The 26,174-nt window shown below is 62.1% G+C and carries 25 protein-coding genes and 1 rRNA gene; 17 read left to right on the plus strand and 9 right to left on the minus strand.

Annotated features, from left to right (window positions below):
• The first annotated feature begins 280 nt into the window (after nt 1-280).
• The 6 genes from J3L12_RS17080 to J3L12_RS06290 all read left to right on the plus strand — a co-directional run bounded on the left by J3L12_RS17080 (nt 281) and on the right by J3L12_RS06290 (nt 6,869).
• Entirely contained in the window at nt 281-2,431 is a 2,151-nt protein-coding gene (locus J3L12_RS17080; protein WP_208014187.1) for a glutamine synthetase III, read from the plus strand.
• A 285-nt stretch (nt 2,432-2,716) separates the two neighbouring features.
• Nucleotides 2,717-3,232: a DinB family protein gene (locus J3L12_RS06270; RefSeq protein ID WP_208014188.1), complete on the plus strand. Its 516-nt coding sequence runs from the start codon at nt 2,717-2,719 to the stop codon at nt 3,230-3,232.
• Nucleotides 3,211-3,537 carry a DUF1905 domain-containing protein gene (locus J3L12_RS06275; RefSeq protein WP_347708853.1) on the plus strand — a complete coding sequence of 109 codons (327 nt, stop codon included), beginning with the start codon at nt 3,211-3,213 and terminating at the stop codon, nt 3,535-3,537. The genes J3L12_RS06270 and J3L12_RS06275 overlap by 22 nt, the downstream gene beginning before the upstream one ends.
• A complete protein-coding gene (locus J3L12_RS06280; protein WP_208014189.1) occupies nt 3,534-4,046 on the plus strand; it encodes a DinB family protein in 513 nt (170 codons plus the stop codon). Before J3L12_RS06275 ends, J3L12_RS06280 begins: the two co-directional genes overlap by 4 nt.
• A 116-nt stretch (nt 4,047-4,162) precedes the next feature.
• The gene (speA, locus tag J3L12_RS06285; protein WP_208014190.1) at nt 4,163-6,055 is read left to right on the plus strand and encodes a biosynthetic arginine decarboxylase; all 1,893 of its coding nucleotides are present in this window, start codon (nt 4,163-4,165) and stop codon (nt 6,053-6,055) included.
• 112 nt (nt 6,056-6,167) lie between these two features.
• Entirely contained in the window at nt 6,168-6,869 is a 702-nt protein-coding gene (locus tag J3L12_RS06290; RefSeq protein ID WP_208014191.1) for an FAD-dependent oxidoreductase, read from the plus strand.
• A gap of 86 nt (nt 6,870-6,955) precedes the next feature.
• On the opposite strand, the gene J3L12_RS06295 is transcribed toward J3L12_RS06290, so the two are convergent.
• The 6 genes from J3L12_RS06295 to J3L12_RS06320 form a co-directional block, all read right to left on the minus strand.
• Nucleotides 6,956-7,972: an A/G-specific adenine glycosylase gene (locus J3L12_RS06295; RefSeq protein ID WP_347708854.1), complete on the minus strand. Its 1,017-nt coding sequence runs from the start codon at nt 7,970-7,972 to the stop codon at nt 6,956-6,958.
• A 75-nt stretch (nt 7,973-8,047) separates the two neighbouring features.
• Nucleotides 8,048-8,452 carry a CoA-binding protein gene (locus J3L12_RS06300; protein WP_208014192.1) on the minus strand — a complete coding sequence of 135 codons (405 nt, stop codon included), beginning with the start codon at nt 8,450-8,452 and terminating at the stop codon, nt 8,048-8,050.
• 1 nt (nt 8,453) lies between these two features.
• The gene (locus J3L12_RS06305) at nt 8,454-9,014 is read right to left on the minus strand and encodes an ankyrin repeat domain-containing protein (RefSeq protein ID WP_208014193.1); all 561 of its coding nucleotides are present in this window, start codon (nt 9,012-9,014) and stop codon (nt 8,454-8,456) included.
• Nucleotides 9,015-9,023: 9 nt separating this feature from the next.
• Nucleotides 9,024-9,941, minus strand: a complete 918-nt coding sequence (locus tag J3L12_RS06310; protein WP_208014194.1) for a metallophosphoesterase — start codon at nt 9,939-9,941, stop codon at nt 9,024-9,026.
• A 2-nt stretch (nt 9,942-9,943) separates the two neighbouring features.
• Complete coding sequence (locus J3L12_RS06315; protein WP_208014195.1) at nt 9,944-10,162, minus strand: hypothetical protein; 219 nt, start codon at nt 10,160-10,162, stop codon at nt 9,944-9,946.
• A 284-nt stretch (nt 10,163-10,446) separates the two neighbouring features.
• Nucleotides 10,447-11,814, minus strand: coding sequence for an Ig family protein (locus J3L12_RS06320; protein ID WP_208014196.1), 1,368 nt, complete (start codon nt 11,812-11,814; stop codon nt 10,447-10,449).
• Between the two features lie 141 nt (nt 11,815-11,955).
• Here J3L12_RS06320 and dcd point away from each other — a divergent pair, with 141 nt between their 5' ends.
• The 3 genes from dcd (at nt 11,956) to J3L12_RS06335 (ending at nt 14,411) form a co-directional block, all read left to right on the plus strand.
• Nucleotides 11,956-12,504, plus strand: coding sequence for a dCTP deaminase (gene dcd / locus J3L12_RS06325; RefSeq protein WP_208014197.1), 549 nt, complete (start codon nt 11,956-11,958; stop codon nt 12,502-12,504).
• 209 nt (nt 12,505-12,713) lie between these two features.
• Nucleotides 12,714-13,262 carry a peptidylprolyl isomerase gene (locus tag J3L12_RS06330; protein ID WP_243455005.1) on the plus strand — a complete coding sequence of 183 codons (549 nt, stop codon included), beginning with the start codon at nt 12,714-12,716 and terminating at the stop codon, nt 13,260-13,262.
• A 42-nt stretch (nt 13,263-13,304) separates the two neighbouring features.
• Nucleotides 13,305-14,411, plus strand: coding sequence for an ATP phosphoribosyltransferase regulatory subunit (locus J3L12_RS06335; RefSeq protein WP_208014199.1), 1,107 nt, complete (start codon nt 13,305-13,307; stop codon nt 14,409-14,411).
• A 2-nt stretch (nt 14,412-14,413) separates the two neighbouring features.
• On the opposite strand, the gene J3L12_RS06340 is transcribed toward J3L12_RS06335, so the two are convergent.
• Nucleotides 14,414-14,881, minus strand: a complete 468-nt coding sequence (locus J3L12_RS06340) for an Lrp/AsnC family transcriptional regulator (protein WP_208014200.1) — start codon at nt 14,879-14,881, stop codon at nt 14,414-14,416.
• A 128-nt stretch (nt 14,882-15,009) separates the two neighbouring features.
• On the opposite strand from J3L12_RS06340, the gene J3L12_RS06345 reads away from it, so the two are divergent.
• From J3L12_RS06345 to J3L12_RS06370, 6 genes are all read left to right on the plus strand, one after another.
• Nucleotides 15,010-16,194, plus strand: coding sequence for a PLP-dependent aspartate aminotransferase family protein (locus J3L12_RS06345; protein WP_208014201.1), 1,185 nt, complete (start codon nt 15,010-15,012; stop codon nt 16,192-16,194).
• 214 nt (nt 16,195-16,408) lie between these two features.
• A complete protein-coding gene (locus tag J3L12_RS06350) occupies nt 16,409-17,065 on the plus strand; it encodes a GntR family transcriptional regulator (protein WP_208014202.1) in 657 nt (218 codons plus the stop codon).
• A 186-nt stretch (nt 17,066-17,251) separates the two neighbouring features.
• The gene (locus tag J3L12_RS06355) at nt 17,252-18,214 is read left to right on the plus strand and encodes a tripartite tricarboxylate transporter substrate-binding protein (protein WP_208014203.1); all 963 of its coding nucleotides are present in this window, start codon (nt 17,252-17,254) and stop codon (nt 18,212-18,214) included.
• 113 nt (nt 18,215-18,327) lie between these two features.
• Nucleotides 18,328-18,759, plus strand: a complete 432-nt coding sequence (locus tag J3L12_RS06360) for a tripartite tricarboxylate transporter TctB family protein (protein ID WP_208014204.1) — start codon at nt 18,328-18,330, stop codon at nt 18,757-18,759.
• Nucleotides 18,760-18,768: 9 nt separating this feature from the next.
• Nucleotides 18,769-20,277: a tripartite tricarboxylate transporter permease gene (locus J3L12_RS06365; RefSeq protein WP_208014205.1), complete on the plus strand. Its 1,509-nt coding sequence runs from the start codon at nt 18,769-18,771 to the stop codon at nt 20,275-20,277.
• 50 nt (nt 20,278-20,327) lie between these two features.
• Nucleotides 20,328-20,633: a hypothetical protein gene (locus J3L12_RS06370; protein WP_208014206.1), complete on the plus strand. Its 306-nt coding sequence runs from the start codon at nt 20,328-20,330 to the stop codon at nt 20,631-20,633.
• 106 nt (nt 20,634-20,739) lie between these two features.
• On the opposite strand, the gene J3L12_RS06375 is transcribed toward J3L12_RS06370, so the two are convergent.
• Nucleotides 20,740-22,410: a DEAD/DEAH box helicase gene (locus tag J3L12_RS06375; RefSeq protein WP_208014207.1), complete on the minus strand. Its 1,671-nt coding sequence runs from the start codon at nt 22,408-22,410 to the stop codon at nt 20,740-20,742.
• A 397-nt stretch (nt 22,411-22,807) separates the two neighbouring features.
• Between J3L12_RS06375 and J3L12_RS06380 the strand changes: the two genes are divergently transcribed.
• Nucleotides 22,808-24,517 (plus strand): hypothetical protein, encoded by a 1,710-nt coding sequence (locus J3L12_RS06380; RefSeq protein WP_208014208.1) that lies wholly within the window; start codon nt 22,808-22,810, stop codon nt 24,515-24,517.
• 86 nt (nt 24,518-24,603) lie between these two features.
• On the opposite strand, the gene glp is transcribed toward J3L12_RS06380, so the two are convergent.
• On the minus strand, nt 24,604-25,824 hold the full coding sequence (gene glp, locus J3L12_RS06385) for a gephyrin-like molybdotransferase Glp (RefSeq protein ID WP_208014209.1): 1,221 nt from the start codon (nt 25,822-25,824) through the stop codon (nt 24,604-24,606).
• Nucleotides 25,825-26,079: 255 nt separating this feature from the next.
• Between glp and J3L12_RS06390 the strand changes: the two genes are divergently transcribed.
• Nucleotides 26,080-26,174 (plus strand): 23S ribosomal RNA (locus tag J3L12_RS06390); the annotation flags it as partial.

Genomic DNA, 26,174 nt, shown 5'->3' on the forward strand with positions numbered 1-26,174 from the left:
ACTCCTTCTCCATCTTATATGCGTAAAGCATATATGTAATATGCAGATAAGTCAAGCGCGAGTCGATCAACCACGTGACCTGGCCGCATAACGTGTAATTTGTACATAAATTTCGTGACGTTTGATTATTTTTTCCTGAATACCTATGTTGATTTTTGACGGTTTATGGTAATGTGTTACCTCGAGCGGCTGCTCTGGGGTACGTCAGAAAACTACACTATTAGATGCACAAAGTATCTAAGCAGTCCCAGGCGACCCAGCACCGCCCCACGGAGGTCATGTGAACCACGATTTTGATGTCATCTCGGCGGCCCGCAACTGGCGGTTCAAGGACGTGCGGCAGGTTTCCAGCGACATTGCTGGGGAAGTTTTTGCGAGCGATGTGCTCGATATAGACGAGCTGCGCGAGCTGGTTTCCAAGCCGGTCTGGAAATCGCTCCAGGCCACTATAGAAAAGGGCACTCCACTCGACCCCAGCATTGCCGATACCATCGCGCTGGCCATGAAAAAGTGGGCCCTCGAGAAAGGCGCGACCCACTACACCCACTGGTTCCACCCCCTGACCGGCTACACCGCCGAAAAGCACGATAGCTTCTATACCCCCGTCTCCGAAGGCAAGGTAATTGCTTCCTTCACGGGTAAGGAGCTCATCCAGGCCGAGCCGGATGCTTCCTCGTTCCCCTCGGGCGGTCTGCGGGCCACCTTCGAAGCGCGGGGTTATACGGCCTGGGATCCTACTTCGCCGGCGTTCATCATGCGCCATGCCAATGGGGCTACGCTCTGTATTCCCACCGCTTTTGCGAGCTGGACCGGGGAGGCCCTTGACCTCAAAACCCCCCTGCTGCGCTCCATCGAAGCCCTCAACAAAAGCGCCCAGCGGGCCCTCAAATACTTCGGTGTGGAGGCCAACAAAGTTTCCTCTACCCTGGGGGCCGAGCAGGAGTACTTCCTGATTGATGAAGAGTTTTACTATCGCCGCCCCGACCTGGTCATGACCGGGCGCACGCTTTTTGGAGCCAAGCCGCCGCGCGGCCAGGAACTTGAAGACCACTACTTCGGCTCCATCCCCGACCGGGTGCTTTCCTTCATGACCGATGTGGAGAACCAGCTCTACGCGCTGGGGATTCCGGTCAAGACCCGCCACAATGAGGTAGCCCCCGGCCAGTACGAGATTGCCCCCATCTTTGAGCCCTCCAACCTTGCTGCCGACCACCAACAACTGATCATGCAGGTGCTCAAAAACACGGCCCGCCGGTATGGCATGGTGGCACTGTTGCACGAGAAGCCCTTTGCTGGCATCAACGGCTCCGGCAAGCACTGCAACTGGAGCATGAGCACCGACACCGGCATCAACCTGCTCGAGCCCGGCGATACCCCCCACGACAACCTGCAGTTCCTGTTCTTCTGCGCGGCTGTGATCAAAGCGGTGGACATGCACCAGGATCTGCTGCGGATCAGCGTGGCCTCGGCTTCCAACGACCATCGCCTGGGCGCCAACGAAGCGCCGCCTGCCATTATTTCTATCTTCCTGGGCGATCAGCTCACCGACATTTTTGAGCGGCTGGCTAGCGGCAAGGGGGGCTCGGGCAAAAAGGCGGGCGTCCTCGAGCTAGGCGTGCCGGTACTCCCCCCCCTGCCCAAACACGCCGGCGACCGCAACCGCACCTCGCCCTTTGCCTTCACCGGCAACAAGTTCGAGTTCCGTGCGGTAGGTAGCAGCCAGAGCATCTCCTTCCCCATCACCGTTCTCAACACCATTGTGGCCGATGCCATTGATGCCCTGATGGACTCGATTGAGGCCAAGATGAAGAAAAAAGTGGCCTTTGAGCAGGCTGCACTGGAGGCCATCAAGGAGGCCTATGCCCAGCACAAGCGCATCATCTTTAACGGCGACGGCTACTCGGCAGCCTGGCACAAAGAGGCCGCCAAGCGCGGACTGCTGAACCTGCGCACCGCCATTGATGCCATCGAACACTTCACCGACGAGAAGAACATCAAGCTGTTTGGTCGCCTGGGGGTGCTCAACGAACGCGAGATTCACGCCCGCCAGGAGATCATGTACGACATCTACTTCAAGCAGGTCAACATCGAAGGCGAGACCACCGAGTGGATTGCCCAGACCCAGATCCTACCCGGTGCGCTGAGCTACCTGGCCGAGCTTTCCGAAATCGAGGTGAAGTCCCGTGCGGCGGAACGCACCATCAAGCAGGTGGTGGAAGCCACCGATGCCCTCTCCGATGCCCTGGAGAAGCTCAAGGCGCAGAATGCCGAACTGGGCGGGGACGAGGTGCACGAAAAAGCCCACCATATGCGAGACAACGTGCTACCCGCCATGGCCGAGGTGCGGAAGGCAGCGGATGCGCTCGAGCGCATCCTGGCCGATAAATACTGGCCGTTGCCAAGCTACCGCGAGATGCTCTTCGTCAAGTAGAACCCGCCCCTTCTGCCTCGAACACCTCCCATTGGGGGAGGTGTTTTTTCTTCTTCTACCAACTCTGCGCGTGAGCGGCGCTAAACGCGCCCCTCCCTTGCCGCGCCAGGGGGCGCGTCCGAGGGACTTGTATATCGCTTTTGGGTCACTTCTGAGCAGATTCGGTATTCACACTGCTTCTCGACCCGGTAAGAGGCGCGGCGATGGGTTATTAACTAGTGATTGTGATTCAATACGCTATAATCATACTCGTAGGTCAATTTACGAATATGTAGGAGAGGCAGAATGAATGATTCGGTTTTTGAGGCCCTGTTGAACTCGTACCAGCGCAGCAACACCATCCTGCTCAATCTCTTGTACGCACTGCCGGAGGGAGGCTTGGAGGCGAAGGCCCTCGAGGGCAGCCCGAGCGTTGCGGAGCAGTACGCACACATGCAGCAGACCCGTCTGTTCTGGCTGGGCCAGGTTGCGCCTGAGTTCGCTACGGGCATAAACCAACTCATTCGCCAGGTTGGGGAGGAATGGGTGGCCGAACGTGAACCGGATCGCATTCAGCAAGCGCTGAACCAGAGCGCCCACGCCGTGTGTGAGGCGGTGCGAGACCGGCTGCATACCGGCCAGGCCATGAAAGGGCCACATGCTTCCTACGACCACCCCATCCTGCTGCTCCAGCACCTGCTCTGGCACGAGGGCTACCACGTGGGGCAGATCAAGCTGGCCCTCAAGGCTTTTGGCTACAAAATGCCGGAGGAAGTCGAAGAAAAAGCCATCTGGAGTGAGTGGCGGACGGAGATCTGGTAGCCATGGGCCTTTGCTTCAGCGGGGAAATTTGGGAGTGGCGGGGCCCCGCGCCCTATTACTTCGTGACCGTGCCCCAGGAGCAAAGTCAGGCCATCAAGAGCGCTGAGCGGTTGCTGACCTATGGCTGGGGCATGATTCCGGTGAAGGTGCGGATTGGCCAGACCGAGTGGCAGACCGCGTTGTGGCCCAAAGACGGGCTGTATGTGGTGCCGCTTAAGGACAAAATCCGCAAGGCCGAGGGCCTGCAAGTGGGCCAGACGATCACGCTGACGCTCGAGGTCATCCCGAACAAAAGAAAGCCATGAACACCCTCGAGATGTACGACTACCTGGTTCGTGCCCGCCGCGACTTGTGGGCGGTGCTCGAGGCGGCCCCGGACGATGCGCTGTCGCGCCCCCTGCTGGGCGGTGAGCGCTTCCAATGCATCAAAGACCTGGTGTTTCACATAGCGAGCGTGGAAGACTTCTGGCTGCACGAGGACATAAAGCTCACGCAGCCGGTGCTGATGAACATGCCGGCCCTGAGGGACACCACCGGCGGCTCGGAGTATGCGGGCTTCCCCCTGCACACCCTGCTGGACTACTGGAAGGCCGTTGAGGCGAGCACCCAGGCCTATCTGGCCGCGCTTACCGAGGCCGAACTGAATCGGGCTATGAGCCCCCACGACGACCCCGCGCAGCGCTACACGGTGTCGAGCATCCTCTGGCACGTGATGCTGCACGAAGTACGGCATACCGCGCAGATAGCGGTGCTGCTGCGTACCCAGGGCATCAAGCCGCCTGCGCTGGACTTGTTGTGGTATCTGCCTGGCTGATGGCCGTTTGCTATAGCATCCTGGGGTAAATTGCCCTACACTCTCTTCTGGACAGCGCACGGTGAATGCCCCCTGACATTCGGCCCGTAGCCTGTGCGAGGAGACCGGGATTCAAGTTGGAGAAACTCAAACGTTACACTGCCAAGGATGCCGAAGAAACCTACCTCGTCCCCCACTGGGCGGCGGGGTTTTTTCGGGTGGGGGAGGATGGCGAGCTCGAGGTCACCCCTGAAGGGCCGGATGGCCCCAGTGCCTCGCTCTATGAAATTGTGCAGGATCTGCGCGACGAGGGCCGCCCGCTGCCGGTGATGCTGCGCTTTCCCCAGATTTTAGAAGCCCGGGTGGTGGCGCTCAATGAAGCCTTCCGGCGGGCCATCAAAAAGTACCACTTCCAGGCAGAGTACCGGGGCCTCTATCCGGTCAAGGTGAACCAGCGGCGCATGGTGGTCGAGACCCTGGCCAAAGCCGGGAAGCCCTATGCGTACGGCCTCGAGGCCGGCTCCAAAGCCGAGCTGGCCCTGATTCTGGCTCAGGATCTGCACAAAGAAGCCCTGATTGCCTGCAACGGCTTCAAGGACGACGACTTCATCCGCCTGGCCCTGATGGGTAAGAAGCTGGGCAAGAATGTGGTGATCACCCTGGAGAAGTTCGCCGAGCTCGAGCGGGTGATCCGCATTGCCCAGGAGCTGGCGGTGGAGCCGCAGATTGGCATCCGCTACAAACTCAAAACCCGTGGCTCCGGGCAGTGGGAGGAGTCGGGCGGCGAGTCGGCCAAGTTTGGCTTTACTACCCCCGAAATTATCCGGGCTGTGGATATCCTGGCCGAGGCCGGCATGCTGGGCACCATCGCCATGCTGCACTCGCACATCGGCAGCCAGGTAACGGACATCCGTCGCATCAAACAGGCCGTGCGGGAGATTGCCCAGACCTATGTGCAGCTCCGCAAGCTGGGCGCTCCGGTGCGCTACCTGAACCTGGGGGGCGGCCTGGCGGTGGACTACGACGGCTCCAAGACCGCCTTTTATGCCTCGGCTAACTACTCCATGGAGGAGTACGCCGAAGACCTGGTGTACGTGACCAGGGAAGTCTGCGACGGCCACGGCGAACCCCACCCCTTCCTGGTAACCGAGTCGGGCCGGGCCGTGACCGCTTATCACAGCGTACTGGTGCTCGAGGTGATTGACACCATCCGCCCGCCCGGCGAGGAGAAAGTCGAGCAGCCCAAGGACGCCCACCCGGTGGTGAAGGATATGTTCGACCTGGCCAGGGGCATCTCGGCCAAGAACTACCGCGAGGTCTACCACGATGCCTTCGCCAACAAGGACACCATCCAGAACCTCTATGATCTGGGCCTTATCTCGCTGCGCGACCGGGCCGCTGCCGAGGCGCTTTTCTACCAGATTGCCCGCAAAACCCTGAAGTTTGCCCTCGAGTTCGACTACCCCGCCGATGAGCTCGAGGATCTGCAAAAGATGCTGGCCGATAAGCTGGTCTGCAACTTTAGCCTCTTCCAGAGCCTGCCCGACTCCTGGGCCATCAAACAGATGTTCCCCATCGTGCCGCTTTCCCGCCTGAACGAGCGCCCCACCCGCGAGGCCACCCTGGTAGACATCACCTGCGACTCCGACGGCAAATTCGACCGCTTCATAGATACCCACGACGTGCGCAACACCCTCCCCGTCCACGAAATCCGCCCTGGCGAGCCCTACTACCTGGGGGTCTTCCTGACCGGAGCCTACCAGGATGTGCTGGGCATGAACCACAACCTCTTTGGCCGCATTGGCGAGGCGCATGTCATTGTGGACGAGGACGGCTACGACATCGAGCGCTTCATCCTGGGCGAGAAGGCCCGTCGGGTGATCGAGAAGATGGGCTACGAAGACGACGAGCTGGCCGAGGCCGTTGAAAAGCTGGTGCGCTCCTCCAAGAAGCTCACCCCCGCCGAGAAGGGGGCCTTCATGGAGCAGTACGCACGGGAGCTGGTGGGGTACACCTACCTGGAAGACTAGGGCGGTTTCAGGAAATAATCTTGGGGTGAGGTGAGCACTAACATTTTCTGGGAGGCGGTTGACCATCCTCCTATCCCCCGAATCAAACCACAAACCGCTCCAGGATAGGGTTATGGACTACGACGTGCTGATAGTTGGCGCCGGTTTTGCCGGCTCCGAGGCCGCGTACGCGCTGGCCAAACGAGGGGTGCGGGTGGGGCTGGTGACCACCAGCCTGGACTCGGTTTTCCTGCCCTTTACGCCTATCCAGGCGCCCTTTCCCCAGGGTTCGCTGCTGGCCGAAGTGGGCCAGGAGGGCCTGAAGGGTTGGGAACTGCACAGCCGGGCCAAATATCGCCTGGAAAACCAACCGAACCTGCACCTCCTACAACTCTCCGTGACCCGCCTGCTGCTGGAGGGGCCGGCAGTGGTGGGCATCGAGAGCTGGGAGGGGCCGCGCAAGACCGCGCCCAAAGTGGTTCTGGCGGTGGGAAGTTTTCTCTCGCCCAGGCTCTACATTGGCAGCGTGGCCGAGGAGGCCGGGCGGCTCTCGGAGGTGGCCTACCCCGACCTGTACCAGCACCTTCAGCAGCTTGGCTTTGCCTTTATGACCCAAGAGGCCCAGGTTGCCGAGCAGGGCGGTACTCCCGGTTACCGGGTGACTTATCAGGTTTTCGCCGAAGCCGAGTGGAACCCGACCACCTTCCAACTCCACCGCCTGGCAGGGTTGTACGCAGTTGGCCTGTGTGTGCTGGGGCAGGGGACATATGCCCAGATGGCCGAGGAAGGGATGCGGCTTGCGGAAAGGCTGCAGATTAAGGTCAATAGCCGATAGCCAATAGCCAATAGTCGATAGACCATAGACCATTGACCATGGACTATCGACTATCGACGATTAACCATAGACCCCGCAACATACGGCTACAAAAGCCGTAGAGACTCGGTTTCAACCAGCTTGAGTATTTTCCGGTCCAGCCGCGATAAAGGGCGGTGCTCGGGGTTTTCTTGGGCCTCGTAGGGGGCTTTGTAGACCTGGATGTTCAGCTTGCGGTGGGTGAAGTCGTGGCGCACCGTGCCCACCGGCTCGGCTTTTTCCAGCCTGAAGCGGGCCAGCAAGCGCTCTAAAGCCCCTGGGCCTTCCTCCATCGGAACCCCCCACAGCCCACCCAGTACGCGGCCCTGGCGCAGTTCCAGGTAGGTGCCCGAAGGCCCCTGCAAGACCAGCGCCACCACCTCGAGGCTTTTCTGCGGGCGTGCTCTGGCGGCAGGATAGCGCTCGGGGTGGCTCTTTCCCAGACAGTACGGGGCTACCGGGCAGGCTCCGCAGCTGGGGTTGTGGGGGGTGCAAACCGTAGCCCCTAGCTCCATCAGGGCCTGGTTCCAGTCGCCGGGCAGGGAGCCGTCGGGGGTGTTCACCTCCCCTCCCCAGTACACCAACTCGGCCATCAGGGTATCGGCAGCCTCCTGCACTTGCTGGGGGGTCGGGTTTTCCCAGGCATACAAGCGGGACAACACCCGCCGCACATTGCCATCCACCGCCGCCACCGGCTCGCCAAAAGCAATGGACGCCACCGCTGCGGCAGTGTAGGGGCCAATGCCGGGCAGGCCACGTAGTTCGATGGATGTTTGGGGAAGGGGCTGGCCCAGGGCAACCACCTGCCGGGCCAGCTTGTGAAGGTTGCGGGCCCTGGCGTAGTAGCCACAGCCCTGCCAGGCTTTCAAAACGTCTTCCTGGTCGGCCTGGGCCAGGGCTGCCAGGGTGGGGAATTGATGCAAAAAACGCTGGTAGTAGGGGATGGCCTGCTCGACCCTGGTTTGCTGCAAGAGCACCTCTGACAGCAGAATCTTGTACGGGTCGGCCTCCCCCCGCCAGGGCAGCTTGCGTTTGTGGAGCTGGTACCACTCCAGAAGGTTTTTTTTCAGCTCGAGGCTATCCACGCCGCCACACCAGTTGAATGGCTACCGCCACCAGTAACAGAGCCAACCCCCAGCGCAGAGCTGTTGGGGGCAGGTTCAGAACCCGAACCAACGTCGGTGTTCAACCATCAAACACCGATCCTGCACTACCGGAATCCCGGCCTGTCGCAGGGTTTCGGCAAAGGCATCGTTGATGATGCCCGATTGCAGCCAGACCAGCCGGGGCCGGGCAGCCAGAATCTCTTCCAGGTGATCGGGCAGCGCCTCGCTGCGGCGGAACACGTCCAGGATGTCGGGAGCTTCCCCCAGGTCGGTCAGCCGGGCCACGATTTTGCGGCCCCAGAGTGCCTGTCCCGCATAGGCAGGGTTGACCGGAAGCAGGGTATAGCCCCGCTGCGCCAGGTAGTCGGGTACATAGAAGGCCGGTTTGTTGGGGTTGGGATGAGCGCCCAGTACCGCAACGGTACGGGCTTGAAGCAAGAACTCGCGCAGATGTTCCACTTTAGCCTCCGGAGCGTAAGAGTTCCATAATCTCGGCAAACCCGGCTTCCTGCGCGACCTGCAAGGGGGTTTTGCCCTGAAAGTTGGGCGCGGTCAGGTCGGGGCGGGTGTTGTTCAGGAGCCAGCGCACGGCCTCGGCGTGGCCTTGCATGACCGCCAGGTTCAAAGCCTGCTCTACACCTTCCTGTGCGCCATATCCCCAGACCAACTCGAGCATCTCCGGCAAACCCGAAAGCGCCGCGTGGGGCAGCAGGGGGATGCCGTGCGCGCTCTTGTGCTGGGCCAGGGACGGGTTTTCCTGGAGCATCGCCTGTACGCGCTGCAGGTCGCCCAGCATGGCTGCGGTAGAAATTGCCAGGGGAGCCCCTTTCGCCAGAAGATACTCCACAATGGCCCGTTGTCCGGTGTGGGCCGCGGCCTGAATGGCGCTCTCGGTGTCGCCGGGCCGCCACTCGTGGGCCAGGTTCAAAAGCTCGGGGGTTTCCTCCAGCAGGGCCTGCACCCTGGCAAAGTCGCCGTGGGCGGCCATTACAAACTCGCGGATGCGTTCGGGCGAGGGCATGGCTCAAGCCTACCGCAGAAAGCGTTCGGGGTGGGTGGCCTGGTAGAGCCGCCAGGCGTCCCAGTCTCGAGGCCGTCCGGTGGTTTCAGCCCACTTCCAGAAGTTCATCAGCATGGAGCGGGCGGTGCGGGTCTCGTGATAAAAGATGTCGGCCCCCAGGCCCCCTTCTTCCATGAGGCCCGAGTCGTAGTAGGCTTGCAGGGCCGCTTGCAGGTTGTAGGGTATCTGGCGAAAGTCCACCTGCACGTGGTTTTCTCCGATTTCCACCACCACGTACTGGGCCCGCACATCGCCGTTGAAGGGGGCGCCCACCGCGCCGCTATTGAGTACGAGGGCCTCGCCTAACTGGTACATAAAGGGGCGGTGGGTATGCGACCCCACCAGCAGGCGGGCCGGGTAGTCCTCGCTAATCTCGGTGAGGATGTCCGGGGCCTGGTGCTCGTCGTAGCCCTCCCGGTAGTGGCGGGGCGAGCCGTGGGTAACCCGCATCAATACGCTTTCGCCCACCCCCTCGGCTTTATCCAGTCCAAACACCCGCTGGGGCCCTTCACCGATGGCTACCTGGTAGGGCAGATTGCTGAGCCAGTTCAGGTGGGCTTGGGGGAGCCGGGCTACCGACCAGGCGGTGGGCTCGAACAAGGGGTCGTGGTAGAGGTCGGCCAGCGAGGGGTCGCGCTGGGCCCACTTCACCAGCAGGTCGTCGTGGTTGCCCAGGGTGAACCAGAAGCCCTGGGGGGCCAGGGCGCGGCCCTGCTTGGAGGAGGCCAGGTTCAACAGGCGTTCCAGCACTTCGCGGTTGGAAGGCCCCCGGTTCACAATATCACCGTTGACCACGACCAGGTGGGCCCGTACCTCTTTCAGGTCGTGCAGGACGGCCTCGAGCGCCGGAAGGTTGCCGTGGATATCCGACAGGATCGCAACGCGCATACTCAGTTTCCGGGTAGGAAGGGGTTGCGTTGAATAGTAATGATGCCGGTAACTAGGGCTACGATGGCCAGCAGGCTGACGACGCTCAGGGCCTGTAAAAGCATCCAGAAAAAGTCCCGCAGGCCCCAGAGTGGGGAGGTTTTAGGGGTTTGGCGCAGCAGCAAAAACCCTGCCAGGGCGATGACCCACAAAAATGCCAGAACCACGAGCGCTCTGCCCACGGTTTTTCAGGATAACAGCCCAACCCAAGTCCAAATAGCACAGTTCCCACCTTTGCGCGAACCGCTGGATACGGGCGCTCCACAGCGGTGCCATTAACTTTGATAACAAAAACTCAGCAGCACCTCTTAACCCCCTATCATCCCGAAGCGCACCCAGTGCGAAGAGGCATCTGGTACCGCAGAGGCACGGTGAATGCAGGGGATGGTAGCGAAACAGACTCCTCACTCTGCTTCGCACCGTTTGGAATGACGCGGTATATAACCTGCCAAACCAAATATCTGCTTTACTTGCCCTCTGAGTTGTCGGGGTTTTCCTCGCCGCCGGGGTTAGAGTTACCTGAACCCGAACCGGGTGTCCCACTGCCGGGGGGGGTTCCGGCAGGCGGTGTGGGGGGCGCAGGGGTGCGCTGGTTGGGGGGCGGCGGGGCTTGCCCAGCGCTTACGCTGGCCCAGGCATAGGAGGAGCGCAGCAAGTCCAGGTCTTTTTGATCTACCACGCCATCGCTGTTGAGGTCACCTTCCAGTTTTGGGGCTTCGGGGGCTGGAGATGTGGGCGCCGGAGTGGCCTGACCCTGGGGTGGCGTTGGGCCGGGTTGGGTAGGGGGTGGGGTGGGCTGGGCCTGCTCAGGTTGCGGGGGCTGCGCTTGACCAGGTTGGGAGGGCTGCGCTTGACCAGGTTGCGGAGGCTGCGCTGGGCTGGGGGGTGCGGGTTCGGTGGGGGGGGTGTTCTCGGTAGCGCCGGAAGGGTTGGCAGCCTGATTTTGGGGGGGAGTGGGTGGACTCGCCTGTGCTCCGGTCTGGCCCTGGGGTGGGCTGTGGGCAGGCGCTTGGGGGGCGGTGTTGGTGAGGGTCAGGCGGCGGCCCCAGTTGCGGGCGATGGCCTCGAGGTCGCTGTACTTATAGCGCCCCTGGGTGCTCACCCGTTCGATGGCCTGGGCGTTGCCGGCCAGCTTGCTGTTCTTGTCGTAGAAGGCCACCCTGGTCTCGCGGAAGCTCGCCTCGGGCCGCACTTTTTTGTCGGGCAGCGGGGTAGCGGTAAAACGGAAAGCCTCAAAGTCCTTGCGGGGGCCGGTAAAGACCGCGTCTATGTCCACCAGGCCCTTTTCCTCGTCGTAGCGAAGCACATACAGCACGCTGGCATCGGCCTTGAAGCTATCCAGGGTGGTTTTCAGGTCTTTGAGGGGGATCTGGGCCTGGAAGCCCCTGGCCTCGCGGTCGCGCACCCGGAACAAATAGGGGAAGGGGTCGGACACTTCGGCCAGGGGAAAGACCTGGTCGAGCCGGGGGGGTGGGGTTTCGCCAATGGTCAGGGTGACTTTTTGGGTGCGGTTGGACAGGTTGGCATCCTCTACGCTCACCGTGAGCTCGAAGCTGCCCTTCTCCTGGGGGGTGCCGCTGATGCGGGCGTTGCTGTAGGTAAGCCCCTTGGGCAGGTTGCCCTCGAGGCTAAACTTGTAGGGTCGGATGCCGCCGTCGGCGGTGAGGGTGGCGTTGTAGGGTTCGTCCACATAACCCGTGTCCAGCCGCAGCGTCAGGCGCAAGGGCTGGCGGTTCTGGTTGTTTTGGTTGTCGGAGCCACACGATGCAAAGAGAATACTGAGGACGAGCAGCAGACCCGGCAATACCAATCGCCCTCCGGATAGCTTCCGCATGTCCTCAGTTTAGGCGCCAAGATGAACCTTCGTTGTGAAAATGCCCCGGAGGATGCTCATGCCCGGTTTTGAAGGGTTCATATCATCTCCAAGAAAGCGTGAGCAGCTCAGACTTTCCTCAGCCCATGTATAGTGGGGGGCATGAGCGTCAAGCCCGACTGGTGGATACGGGAAAAAGCCAAGCAAGGCATGATTGAGCCCTTTGAGGAGCGCCTGGTGCGCGAGGGGGTCATTAGCTACGGGCTCTCGAGCTTCGGCTACGACCTGCGCGCTGCCCGCGAGTGGAAAATTTTCGCCAACGTATTTCACACCATTGCCGACCCCAAGGGCCTGGACCCCAAGAGTTTTGTGGACTACGAGGGCGACGAGGTGATCATCCCGCCCAACTCCTTTGTGCTGGCCCGCAGCATGGAATATATCCGCATGCCCGATAACGTTCTGGCCATTGCCATCGGCAAGAGCACCTATGCGCGGGTAGGTATTGTGGCCAACATAACGCCCTTAGAGCCGGGCTGGGAGGGGCACGTGACCCTCGAGTTTTCCAACACCACCCCCCTGCCGGCCAAGATGTACGCTGGGGAGGGCGTGGTGCAACTGGTGTTCTTTGAGGGGGAGCGCCCCGAGGTGACCTATAGCGACCGCAAGGGCAAATACCAGGGCCAGCGGGGCATTACCCTGCCCCGGATTTGAGACAGGCCCAAAGCAGAAGGCTCAACGCCTGAAGCCAAAAACAATTCCCCACTGCCCTCGACCCTTGACCCTTCTGGCGTGTTCTCATCTGGGTAAGTAAACTGTTTCAGATGCGCGTTGCTTTGGCCGCTGCTGTTTTTTTAGCGCTGGCCGCTGCTGCTTATTTGTGGTGGCAGGGGAGCGGCGCCGATCGCAGTTTTGGAGGAAACATGGAAGCCCTGCCCTATAAGTCCGACAAGCCCGTGACCAAGTTTGCCAGAGCCGAGCAGGTGATTGACGCTGCCAAATTCGACTATTACGCCGAAATCGAGACCAGCAAGGGGAAAATCGGCATAGACCTGTACGAGACCGAGGCCCCCAACACGGTGAACTCGTTTGTGTTCCTGGCGCTCCACCGCTACTTTGAGGGCATTGTGTTTCACCGGGTCATTCCAGGGTTTGTGGCCCAGACCGGCGACCCCACCGGTACCGGCATGGGCGGCCCCGGCTACCAGTTTGGGCTCGAGGTGACCCCCAGGCTCAACTACGATAAAAAAGGCGTGCTGGGCATGGCCCGCACCATGGATCCCAACTCCAACGGCAGCCAGTTCTTCATCACCTATGGCCCTACCCCCAACCTCAACCAGCAGTACACCATCTTTGGCCAGGTGATCCAGGGCATGGAGGTGGTGGAAAACATCAACCCCACCGAAGGCCCCACTGCGCGGCGGGAGCGCGACAAAATTCTATCGGTGAAGATATTCGCCAAGAGCAAATAGGTTAGTCCATAGCCGATAGCTTCTGGGCTAGCCGGTATCCGCATGATTCCCGAAGGCACCCGCTACTTTCTGCCGCCCGAGGCCCGCCTGCGCCGCGAGATGGAGGAGCGGCTGTTTCGGCTGTTGTTTGGTTGGGGTTATGAGCCGGTGGAGCTACCGGCCCTCGAGCTCTACGACCCCCAGCACACCCTGGCCGAGCGCTCCTTCAAGCTGGTGGACAAGACCGGCGAGGTGCTGGCCTTGCGCTCGGAGTTCACCACGGCGGTGGCGGGTTTGCTGCAAAGCCACGGCCAGTACACCCCCGGCCAGCCGGTGCGCTTGCAGTACGCCGGAACCCTATGGCTCAGGGAGGCCAACGCCGAGCTGGGGCGCAGCCGTGAGTTCCGCCAGGTGGGGGCCGAGCTGGTAGGGGTGAGCAGCCCCCAGGCCGATGCGGAGGTGCTCGAGCTAGCCTGGGAGGCCTTGCAGCTTATCGGCTTCCCGGAGGCCAAGATCGAGGTGGGGTTGCCTGCGCTGGTGCGGGACTTGCTGGAAGCTACGGGTCTGCCGGACGAGCAAAAAGAACGCCTGCGACAGGCCATTCACCGCAAGAATAGCCCCGAGCTCGAGTTCCTGCTGGGTCAGTACCAGGTACACCCCGGTCTGCACCAGGCCCTGCAGGCCCTGCCCGATCTGTACGGCGGGCGCGAGGTGCTGGAGGAGGCCCGCAGGCTGCCCCTCTCGACCAAGGCGCAGGCCGACCTGGACTGGCTCGAGGCCGTCCTGGCCCTGCTGCCCGAGGTGCCGCTCCTGCTCGATTTGGGCCGGGCGCGCCTCCTCACCTTCTACACCGGCCTCAACTTCCAGGCCTACACCCCGGACTTCGGCCTGCCCCTGCTGGGCGGGGGCCGCTACGATGGGGCCCTGCTGCCCTACGCGGCGGGCTTTGCCCTGGGGCTCGAGCGGGTCATGGAAGCCCTGCGCCTGCCCCTTTCTGAAACCCCCCCCGAAGTACTGGCGCTGGATCGAACCCTGGCCCGCAAGCTCCGGGCCGAGGGGAGGCGGGTGGAACTGGCTTGGACGAGTAGCTTGCGGGATTTGCGCGAATACGCCCTGGAAAAGGGTATTGGCTGGCTGGCGGTGGAGGGAAAGCTCGAGCCGATCGGGTAAATTCACACCGGCAACTCGGTGGTGCTCTTAATCTGCCGCAGTACCGCACTGGAAATAACCGCGCTCAGGCCGGGAATGGCCGTGAGGTGGTCGAGCAAAAACTTCTGAAAGTCGTGCAGGTCGGCCACCATAATCTTGAGCAGAAAGTCGTCCTCGCCCATCACCACATGGCACTCGGTGACCTCGGGGTATTTGAGCACCTCCTGTTCGAAGCGCTCCACATCGGCCCGGCTCTTGTGGTCGAGCTTGACCCGTACAAACACGCACAGGCTGCGCCCCACCTTCTCTGCGTCTAGCAGGGCCACATAGCCGCGGATAACCCCCAGCTCCTCCAGCCGCCGCACCCGGCGCAGGCAGGTCGAGGGGGAGAGGTTGACCAGCTCGGCCAGCTCGTTGTTGGGAATGTTACCCCGGCGCTGCAGGATGCTCAAGATTTTGCGGTCCTTTTTGTCCAGCTCAACTGATGTCATAAGATTGCATTATTCTACTGTTTTCTGCAATTGAATTGCTTTTTGAAGGCCTCTGACTGGCGTTATTGCACACCCCTGCCGGCGCTAAGGTGCTATCTTGAAACCAACCAACCCACCTGAGGTAGCGTATGAAACTCAGAACCCGCGCCGTCCACGCCGGACATCATCCCGACCCCCTGACCGGTGCCCATGTGGTGCCCATCTATAGCACCTCCACCTTTGCCTACGGCTCCTTTGCCCGAGGGGAGCGGCTTTTTGCTGGAGAGGAGCCCGGCTACATCTACGGACGCATCGGCAACCCCACCGTGCGGGCCTTCGAAGAAAAGCTGGCCAGCCTCGAGGGGGCCGAGGACGCGGTGGCCTTTGCCAGCGGGATGGCCGCCATCAGCGCCCTGTGTACCACCCTGCTGGCCCCCGGCGACGAAGTGGTGTATCTGGCACCGCTTTACGGGGGCACCGAGGGCTATTTTCTGGAGACCCTGACCAGGTTTGGCGTGCGCGTGACCGACGCGGGTAGCGTGGAGAACCTGCCCCAGGCCCTCACACCGGCAACCAGGCTGGTCTACCTCGAGACCCCCACCAACCCCACCCTGCGCATCTACGACCTTGCGGCAGTGGCCCAGATTGCCCGCGCAAGAGGCGTGCGGACGGTAGTAGACAATACCTTTGCTACGCCCTACCTGACCCGGCCCCTGGCGTATGGCATTGACCTGGTGCTGCACTCGGCCACCAAATACCTGGGCGGGCACGGGGACTGTCTGGCGGGGGTGCTGGCGGGCCCCAGGGAGGTCATGGAGGCGGTGCGGGCCGAGGGGCTGCGGCATATCGGCGGGACGCTGGGCGCTTTTGAAGCCTACCTGATGTTGCGGGGCCTCAAGACCCTGCCCCTGCGGATGGAGGCCCACTGTGCGGGCGCCGCCCGGGTGGCCGAATACCTCTCCCAGCACCCCGCCGTCCGGCGGGTTTACTACCCCGGCCTGCCCTCCCACCCCGGCCACGAGATTGCCCGGCGGCAGATGCAAGCCTTTGGGGGGCTGGTCTCCATGGAACTGGAGTCCAAACAGGCGGCGGCCATCTTTCTGGATAGCCTGAAGCTCTTTACCCAGGCGGTCAGCCTGGGCGATGTGGAGTCGCTGGCCACCCACCCGGCCTCCACCACCCACCAGCTTCTGCCCCCCGAGATCCGGGCGGCCCACGGCGTGAGCGAGACCCTGGTGCGGCTCTCGGTGGGCATCGAAGACCCCGAAGACCTGATTGCCGACCTCGAGCAGGCCCTTGCCCAGGTGATGCGGGCTGCGGTGGCCTCGGGGTAGCCTTTGCTCCGGGGATAAGTATTTTTGGGGAGGCGTCGGTTTTTGGGTGTGCTGGCGACGCAGGTCAAAGGTTCAGGGCTTCAAGGGCCACGTTTGCAATCCGACAAACCCTACCGGCCATAGACCATAGACCATCGTCTATAGACCCTTGACTATAGACGTTTTTTGGGCCTCGAGTTGAGATGGTATACCAAAAAAGGTAGCATATCCTTCCATGCTGGCTCCGCAAACCGAAGAAGCCTACCGCCGCCTCCGGCGCATGATTTTGTCGCTCGAGCTCAGACCCGGAGAGCCCCTGATCGAGCGCAAGCTCGAAGAACTTTTGGCGGTTTCTCGCACGCCGATTAGGGCTGCCATTCAGCAGCTTTTCCGCGAGGGGCTGGTGCAGCGCACGGGTCGGGTCTACTCGGTGGCCCCCATTGATCTGGCCGAGCTCGAGGAAGCCTTTGAGTTTCGCAACTGGCTCGAGACCCACGTGGTTCGCACCGCCGCCGCCCGCAAGCCCAAAACCCGCGAACTCAAGGATCTGCTGGCCTCGGTGGACGCCGACCTCGACCCCGAGGTCGAACTGGAGAAAGCCACCGACTTTCACCTGGCCCTGGCCAGGCTCACCGGCAACCGCTTTGTGGTGGCTTCACTGGCCCAGGTTTTGCAGCGTATCTACCGAGCCCGCTACCTGGAAATCACCCGCCCCCAGGGGGCCGACCAGGCCCACATGGATCACGCCACTCTGATTGAGCTGGTGCAACAGGGCAAGGGGGACGAGGCCGCCGAATTTATGCTCAAGCACCTCGAGCGCTCCCGCGAAGCCCTGCTGGCCAGCCTCGAGGGTACCCGCCTGGGCTCTATACTGCTGGGCAACCACCGTTAGCATGATTTGTACGGTGTTTTGCCCCTAAAAGACGGAGCCCTCTTTTGCCAGGCCAGTTCAAAACCCAGGTTTCCGGTCTTGACGGCACCGATACCATCGGTAGAATCGAGGCACATGCCAACCCAGGCTTGTCGGTAATTGGGCTCTACAAACACCGACAAACCGCGTTTGCCCAGGAGGAAATGGATGAACAAACTGGCTATCCTCGGTCTCATCGTAAGCAGCATTGCGCTGGCGCAGTTTACCCCGCGCAACCCCGAGTGCATTGCACCTGCAGGCGCGGGCGGCGGCTGGGACTTCACCTGCCGCAGTGTGGCCCAGGTGATGCAAGACCTGAAAATCGTGGCCCAGCCTATCAAAACCACCAACGTAACCGGCGGTGGAGGTGGGGTGGCCTACGCCAACGTGGTCACCCAGCGGAGCGACGATGCCAACCTGATTGTGGCCGCCAGCCCCGCCACCACCGTGCGGCTGGCCCAGGGGCAGTACAGCCGCTTTACCGAGCGGGATGTGCGCTGGTTGGGGGCGGTGGCCGCCGACTTCGGCCTGGTAGCGGTGAAGGCCGATGCCCCCTGGAAAACCATGCAAGAGCTGGTAGCGGCCTGGAAAGCCGACCCCTCCAAAATTGCCGTGGGCGGCGGTAGTGCGGTGGGCGGTCAAGACCACATGAAGGTGCTGCTGTTGGGCCGGGCGGCAGGTATCGAACCGCGTTCCATCAAATATGTACCCTTCGATGGCGGCGGACAGGCCCTGACCTCGTTGCTGGGCGGCTTCATCCAGGTCTTTGCCGGAGACGCCTCCGAGCTTCGGGCCCAGGTTGAAGCGGGCACGGTGCGGGTGCTGGCCCTGATGTCTCCCCGCCGTCTGCCCGCGCCCTATGCCAGTGTGCCCACCCTGCGCGAACTGGGCTACAACGTGGACTGGGTAGTCTGGCGCGGCTTCTACGTGCCCAAAAACATGCCGGCCGATGCCTACGATTTCTGGTCGCGGGCCCTGCGCCAGGTGGAGCGCAGCCCGGAGTGGGCTAAGGTGCGGGAGCAGAACAGCCTGGGCCAGTTCTTCATGGTTGGCGCCGAGTTTCAGGTCTTCATTGACCGGCAGGTGAACCAGTTCCGCAACCTCTCCCGTGAGTTGGGCATCATCCGATAGCCCATAGCGTATAGCGAATGGCTGATAGCTAAAAGCTAATGGCCAATAGCTGATAGCAAGGGGCAAACCTCTTTTCGCTTTGGGCTATTGGCCATACGCCATAAGCGTTCTGTATGACGGACCGTATCGTAGGTGCCCTGGTTCTGCTGCTGGCTTTAGGGTATGCCATAGAAGCCAGCCGGATGCAGGTGGGCTTCCTCTCCGACCCCCTGGGGCCCAGGCCCTTTCCCTACATCATCGCGGTTCTGGTAGGGATTTCGGCCTTGTGGCTGCTCTTCAGGCCCGACCCCGAGCCCGACTGGCCCCCACGGCGTTTCTGGCCGGTCTTGGGCCTGGTGCTCCTCAGCCTGGTGGCCTACGCCTACCTGATTGTTCCGCTGGGGTTCATCGTCACCACCACCCTCGAGATGACCCTCCTGGCGGTGCTGTTTGGAGCCCGCTGGTGGCAGGGGCTGGGGGGGGCGCTGGCCTTCACCCTGGCTGTTTACCTGCTGTTCACCCAGGGGCTGGGCGTGACCCTGCCGGTGGGCCGGATTTTTGGGTAGGGGTGACCTGTGGACATCCTTCAAGCGCTCCTCAACGGTTTTGGGGTGGCCTTCCAGCCGCTCAACCTGCTCCTGGTGGTGCTGGGCTGTCTGGTGGGCACGCTGATTGGGGTTTTGCCGGGTATTGGCCCCATCAGCGGGGTGGCCCTCCTGGTGCCCCTCACCTTTGCCCTGAAGATGCCGCCGGAGTCGGCCATTATCCTGCTGGCGGGCATCTACTACGGGGCCATGTACGGCGGCTCCACCACCAGCATCCTGCTCAACATCCCCGGCGAGACCTCCTCGGTGGTCACGGCCCTGGACGGTAACAAGCTGGCCAAACAGGGCAAGGCCGGCCCCGCGCTGGCCATGGCGGCCTGGGGCTCGTTTATCGCCGGCACCCTCTCGGTGGTGGGCCTCATGACCTTAGGGCCTCTCCTGGCCCAGTGGGCCATCCGCTTCGGGCCAGCCGAATACTTCGCCCTGATGGTCTTTGGCTTCTCCACCCTCTCGGCCCTGGCGGGCAAGAATATGTTCAAGGCCCTGATCGCTACCGGCTTGGGCCTGATGCTGGCCACGGTGGGCCAGGACCCGCAGTCGGGCATCTCGCGCTATACCTTCGGGTTTTTGCAGCTCGAGGACGGCATGGACTTTCTGGTGGTGGCCATTGGGCTCTTTGCAGTCAGCGAGGTGCTGATGCTCCTGGAGGAAAAAACCCCCGGCGCGGTGCGGGCCCAGGTGGGTCGCATCTACCTTTCCTTCCGCGACTTCATGGCCTCGCTTCTCACCATCCTGCGCAGCAGCGTGCTGGGCTTCCTGATTGGGGTCTTGCCGGGGGCCGGGGCCTCCATAGCCAGCTTCGTGGCCTACACCACCGAGAAGCGCCTGCTGGGCGCCAAAGCCCGCTTTGGCGAGGGCGACCTGCGCGGGGTGGCCGCGCCGGAGTCGGCCAACAATGCCGCCGCAGGCGGGGCCATGATTCCCCTCCTGACCCTGGGCCTGCCCGGCAGCGGCACCACCGCCATCATGCTGGGGGCCCTGATCAGCCTGGGGGTGACGCCGGGGCCGCAGATGTTCCAGAAGAACCCCGAGGTGGTCTGGGGCCTGATTGCCTCGATGTACGTGGGCAACGCGGTGCTGCTCCTCTTGAACCTGCCCCTGGTGGGCCTTTTTGTGCGACTGTTGGCGGTGCCGGCCTGGTTTTTGATTCCGGCGGTGCTGGCCATCAGCTTTATTGGGGTCTATGCGGTCAACAACAACCCCTTCGATTTGCTCCTGATGGCGGTGTTTGGCCTGGTGGGCTACCTGATGCGCAAGCTCGAGTTCCCCCTGGCCCCGGTGCTGCTGGGCCTGGTGCTGGGCTACCTGATGGAAATTAACCTTCGCCGCGCCATGACCATTAGCAATGGGGATGTGGGCTATCTGTTCAGCAGCCCCATTGCCGTGGCGCTCTGGGTGCTGGCCGCGCTCTCGCTCTTTGCCCCCGTGATTATCGCCCGTTTCCGCAAGCAGGGGCTAGGCGGCGACGACGAGCTTTGAAGTGTAAGGGGGGTTACGACCCCCACCCCAGAACGCGCTACCCTCAAAGCATGGAACTCCTCGGGTGGTTGCTGGTTATTCTGGCCGTCCTGCTGCTCACGGGTTGGTTGGGGCCCCTTCTGGGGGTTGTACTGGCCATTGCCGCCCTTCCAGCGCTGGCCGTGCTGGGTGTGGTGCTGTTCCCCCTGTTGCTGGTACTGCTGGTCTTGGGTCTGGTGCTTTGGGTGGTGGGGAGTGCCCTGGGGGTGGCGGCGGGCGTGCTGGGGTTCTTGCTCCAGTGGGGGCTGCCCCTGCTCTTGTTGGTGGCCGGTATCTGGCTCCTGACCCGGATGCGTCGCCCCCGCTTGCAAGCCTGACGAAAAAAGCCCCCTCGAGCGAGGGGGCTCCGGCGCTGGCCACGCCGATCTTGGCCGAGACCCCAAAAAGCCCCCTCGAGCGAGGGGGCTCCAGATAGTTGGCTATTTACCGGTACACCACGCGCCTGCGTTCACCGTCGCGCCGCTCTTCAAACCCCTCGAAACGGCGCTCACCCTGGCTGCGGCGCTGCCCTCCACCCTGCGAACGGCCCTGGCCCTGACGGCCGCCCTGGCTGCGGAAGCCCTGGCGTTCGGGCAGCCGGGACTCCGCAGGTACCTCGGTGGCTTTCATCAGGCGCAGGTCGCGTAGCACCGAATGATCGAGTTTGCCCACGTCCTCTGGGCGGATGTCCACATAAGCGGCCACCTCGCCGTCCAGACGAATGCGCCCAATCTCGCCCGCGCCAGCGCCCTTCAATACCGCAACCACCCGGTTCACGCTGAGGCGCGAGCCCGAAAGCTTGAGCGTGACCCAGTTCTCCTCGCCGGTAATCAGGCTCTTGGGGGTGGGGGCTCCGCCCAGAATCAGGGCCAGCATGCCGGCCACGGCGTCCACGCCCCCTTCGGCTATCAGGCGTTCGGCCTGTTCGTGCCAGAGCTTCTTGTCGGCCTCAGGCTGCTTGGCAATCCGGCGGGCCAGCACGGCCCACTTGGCCTCCATGACCTCTTCGGGGGTGGGCGGGTTGACCCGCTTGAAGCTGCGTTTGACCTCGCGCTCTAGGGTCTCGAGTTCGCGCTTCTCGCGGGGGCCATACAGAATCACCACCTTGCCCGAGCGCCCCGCCCGCCCGGTACGGCCCGAGCGGTGCAGGTAGGACTCATTTTGATCCGGCAGGCGGTAGTGCACCACCAGGTCTACCTCGGGGATATCCAGCCCGCGGGCCGCCACATCGGTGGCTACCAGCACATTCACCGCCCCGCTGCGGAAGCGCTCCATCACCCGCTCACGGTCAATCTGGCCCATGTCGCCGTGGATGGGGGCCGCGCTATGGGCCCGGCTTTCCAAACCCAGCGCCAGGTCGTTGCACTCAGCCTTGGTGCTGGTAAAAACAATGGTGCGCTCGGGGGCGTAGGCAAAGAGCAAATCCGAGAGCGTGGCCAGGCGGTGGTGGATGGGGGCCTGGATGGCCACCTCCTCGTAGGAGATGGCTTCGTCCTTGATGACGTTGATGAGGGTAGCGTTCCGCTGGAAGCGCTCGGAAAGACGACGCGCCCAGGTGGGCAGGGTAGCCGAGAACAGCAGGGTTTGTCGGTTCGTGGGGGTAGCTTCCAGCAGCTGCTCGACCGCTTCTTCAAAGCCCATCGAGAGCATCTCGTCGGCTTCGTCCAGCACGGCAATCTCGATTCTGGAAAGGTCGAGGACGCGCTGTTCCAGGTAGTCAATGGCCCGGCCTGGGGTGGCTACCACCACATCGGTGCCGCGCTTGAGGGCCTCGGCCTGTTTGCCGTAGCCAGTACCGCCGTAGATGGCAGTGATGGTGAGGTGAGGGGCCAGCCACTCGAGCTCCTTGGCAACCTGAAGGGCCAGCTCGCGGGTAGGGGTCAGGATGAAAGCCCTGGGGGCCCGTCCTCGTTCGCGGGCGGCATCCAGCCGGTGAGCGATGGGGATGCCAAAGGCCAGGGTTTTGCCGGTACCGGTACGGGCCTGGCCGAGCACATCTTTGCCCTCGAGGGCCAGCGGGATGGCCGCAGCCTGGATGGGGGTGGGGGTGGTGAAACCTTTGGCCTGGATGGCCTGGGCAACTTCAGACCTTAGCTTAAATGCAGAAAACTCCATGTTTTTCTCGTCCTTTTGGGTGTGGGCTGAAACACCACCGGGGCGCTGTGCGCCAGGGCGAATCCAACCCTGTAGGGTTCGAGCCGCCCATCCCAGAAAGAACCAGATGTCCAGACTTTTTGAGGCGAGGATGTACGGCTGCTATTGAACCATGCGCTTGGCCGCACCCTGCGGAAAGTAAGCGCAACCCTTGCAGTGTGGGGGATGGGGCGGGTTTTGTCAAGGGAGTCTGAAATTGCTTTGCCCAAAGCCCAAAGCACAGGGCTGCAACGACCCCTGAAATCTGGCATCGCTCTAAGAACCAGATTATTTGAGTAGTGCCCGACTTTTGGCTATCAGCAATGGGCTATCTGCTATAGGCTTCGGAGTTTTGCTTCTGCTATCCTGAGCCCTCGAGATGAACGGGCGCTGGATTGTATTGCTTTTGTGGCTTGTTTTGGGTGCTTTTGCACAACAGCTTGCCACCCGTCAGTTGGTACTGGATCTCGAGGGAGGGGTGGCCTACCTCAACGGTTCGCCCATCGCCCTAAATCCTCCGGCCCGCGTGGTTGAGGGGCGGGCTCTCCTTCCGGTGCGCGAGGTGGCACGGGTACTGGGGGTCAGCCTGGAGAACCTGAATCATGGCACCCAGGGGGTACGGCTGGGCCGGCTGGAACTTTATCCCTCCCTGGGTCAGGCCCGCCTGGACGGGCGGCAGGTGAGTTTGACCGAGGTGGGGCAGTTGCGGGAAGGCGTCTTGTTTGTATCGGCCCGTAGCCTGGAGGTAGCCCTTGGGGCCACGGTGGTCTTTGACCCGGTGCAGCGCTTGCTCACCTTGACCTACATTCCTGGGGCTGACGCACGGGATACAACCCGTCCGGTAGCCCGCTTTACTACCGACAAACAGGAATACAAAATCGGTGAGCCGGTACGCATCATCGAGTATTCCTACGACCCCGACGGGCAACCGCTTTCTCTGAACTTTACGGGTCGTGAGGAGGCGTACTTTACCCCCGGAGAAAAAGTAATCACGCTTGTAGCCACCAACCGCGCAGGCCGTAGCAGCGAGCCCTTTTCGCGGCGCATTGTCGTAAAGCCCGAGGTAATGTTCAGTGCCCGTGATTACGCCTTGCGCTTTTTTGGTTTGGGCCGTACTTTTCCCGACCTCGAGGTCTTGAACTATCCGGTGCTTCAACCCGAGCGGCAGGACGAAGCCATCCCGCTTCTGGTTTCCAACTCCCCCGAGCAGGCTTTGCGTTCGGGGGTGCTCTATGCCGATGTGGTGAGCGGCCCGGCCCGATTGCTGGCCTATCACCAGAACGCCATGCCGACCCCCGCCCGCCTGGTGGTGTTGGCGACCAATGTAGATATGGCACCGCTAAGCCTCAAGGTGGAGCGCCTGGGAGAGACGGCAGCTACCCGGGTGGTGGCGGTTTTGGGGCAGGTAAGCCTGATGGACTTCTTGCTGGCCCCGGCGGGAGAGCAGGTGCGTTTGGAACCGGGCCAGACCGTGGCCCTCTACAAGTCGGCCCTGCTCGCTACCGGACAGGGCCTTAGCCTGAAGGCTGACCTGAGTGCCAGCGGCAAGGTGGCCCTGACGGTTGCCATGATAGAGGAGGGGTTGTTGCCCCAGGTTAGCAACGAGGGGCTGGCCTCGCTGATACCCTTGCTACCCAACCTCGAGCCCGACGGCACCCACATTCGGGGCACCTTTGCTTCGGCGTTGCGTAACCTACGGGTGCGGCTGGAAGGGAATGTGGGGCGCATTGTGATCGGCGATGGGGTCTATGACCCCCGGCTAACCGGGCTAGATGCCCTCACGGGTCAGCCGGTGGAACTTCGCGGCAACTACGGGGTCACCTACCGGATTGTGTTGGAAGGAGCGCTGAATACGGTGGGAGCCTTCTCCCCAAGGGGAGGGGCTTATGCGGGCGCCATCAGCGTCAATGGGCTCTTGCAGCCGGTACCCGCCAATGGGGTGCTTTTTCGTCCAGATAGCCCCATGATTTTCTATCGGGAAACCCGTAGCGATCAGGTTGCTATTGAGTTCATCCCGGTTTCGGGTTCCTATCTGCCGGTGAACCTCGTGATCTATCGGCTGGAGGCGCTCGCGGCTACGCGCCCCTGAAAGCTCCCTGGCAACCAAACAGAAATCAGGACGACACCAGACTGACTGCGGGCAAGCAACTCACTTGCAGGCTATTCGCGCCCTCTCTACAGCCCAGCGCCCGGAAAAGGAATCACCTCCACCCACTCGCCTGCCCGTGCTGGCCGCCCCACCTCCAGCACCACCAGCGCATTGCCCACCGCCATCGAGTTCAGTACGGCGCTGGACTGGTTACCGGTGGTAGCAACGTGATAGCGGTCGTTTTCCCAGCGCAGCACGGCCCGTCGGTAGGCCCGGCGGGTGGGATTGGCCTCGAAGGCGGTATCGGCCACGGCCCTGATTTGCTGATAGGGCGGGTCGGTGCGCCCCAACAGCTTGAACAGAAAAGGCCGTCCAAAGAGCAAGAACGTCACCATCGCCGAGACCGGGTTGCCCGGCAGGCCCATCAGGGGGAGGCCGTTCCAGGTGGCAAACAGCAAGGGCCCCCCCGGTTGTAGCCTGACCTTCCAGAAGTGGATTTCGCCCTCGAGCTCGAGCATCTGCCGCACGATGTCGTACTCCCCCATCGAAACCCCACCGGTGGTGATGAGTAGGTCAAGTTTCCCGGCCCGCTGTAGCTGGGTGCGAATCCCCTCCACACTGTCCGACACTTTTGGCAAGATAACAGGCTCACCGCCCGCCTCCAATACCAGGCCCGCCACCGAGTAGCTGTTGGAGTTGTAGACCCCGCCGTAGGGTAGCGGTTCCCCCGGCTCGACCACCTCGTCGCCCGTGGACAGAATGCCCACCCTGGGCCGCCGGATCACCGGCAGGGTGGCGTAGCCCATAGCCGCGGCCAGCCCCACCCGTCCAGGGGTCAGCAAATCGCCCCTGTACAAATAGGTTTGCCCCAGCACCAGGTCGTCGCCTCTGCGGCGAATGTCGGCTGCGGTCGCAGGCTTCATCAGCCAGACATAATCGCCCTCTCGCAAGGTGTCTTCTACCCGTATCACCGCATTGGCCCCTTTGGGGATGGGGGCGCCGGTAAAAACCTGTACAGCCTCACCCGAACCCACGGTTCCGGCAAAGGGTTTGCCTGCAGGCGACTGCCCAATCACCCTGAGCCTCACCGGGTTGCCCACAGTAGCGCCCTGGGCGTCGACCTCGAGGCAGGCATAACCGTCCACCGCCGTATCGTCGGCGTAGGGGTGGTTGACCTTGGAACTCAAATTGGCGCCCAAAATGCCCCCGTAGGCCGCCACCAGAGGCAATTCTTCGATACTCTGCAGTGGTTTGGCTTTTTGCAATACGAGCTCGAGTGCGGCCTCAACGGTCAGATTCTGCTTCATATGCATTTATCTTACCCAGCGGTTTTTATAGTTGGGTTATGGCAGGAATGCTCCCCCTATTGACACAACTTCTCGCCTTTGATATTCTTCTCGTTGCGCCCCAATAGGCAAGCGGGTGCGAGGATCATGAAAAAGGGGTAGTAGGCAAGAGAGGGAAGTCCATCCTGGACGTTATCTATTGTGTAAGCGATAGAGCGGTTTAGGGTGGGTGTGAATAGACCTAATCTCTGGGGGGAACCCTGGAGAGGGAATAAAGGTCAAGATAGAACGGGCACACGGTGGATGCCCTGGCACCTAAGCCGATGAAGGACGTGATTACCTGCGAAAAGCCCGGTGGAGCTGGTAGTAAG

Source organism: Meiothermus sp. CFH 77666, from assembly GCF_017497985.1.
GTDB lineage: Bacteria > Deinococcota > Deinococci > Deinococcales > Thermaceae > Meiothermus.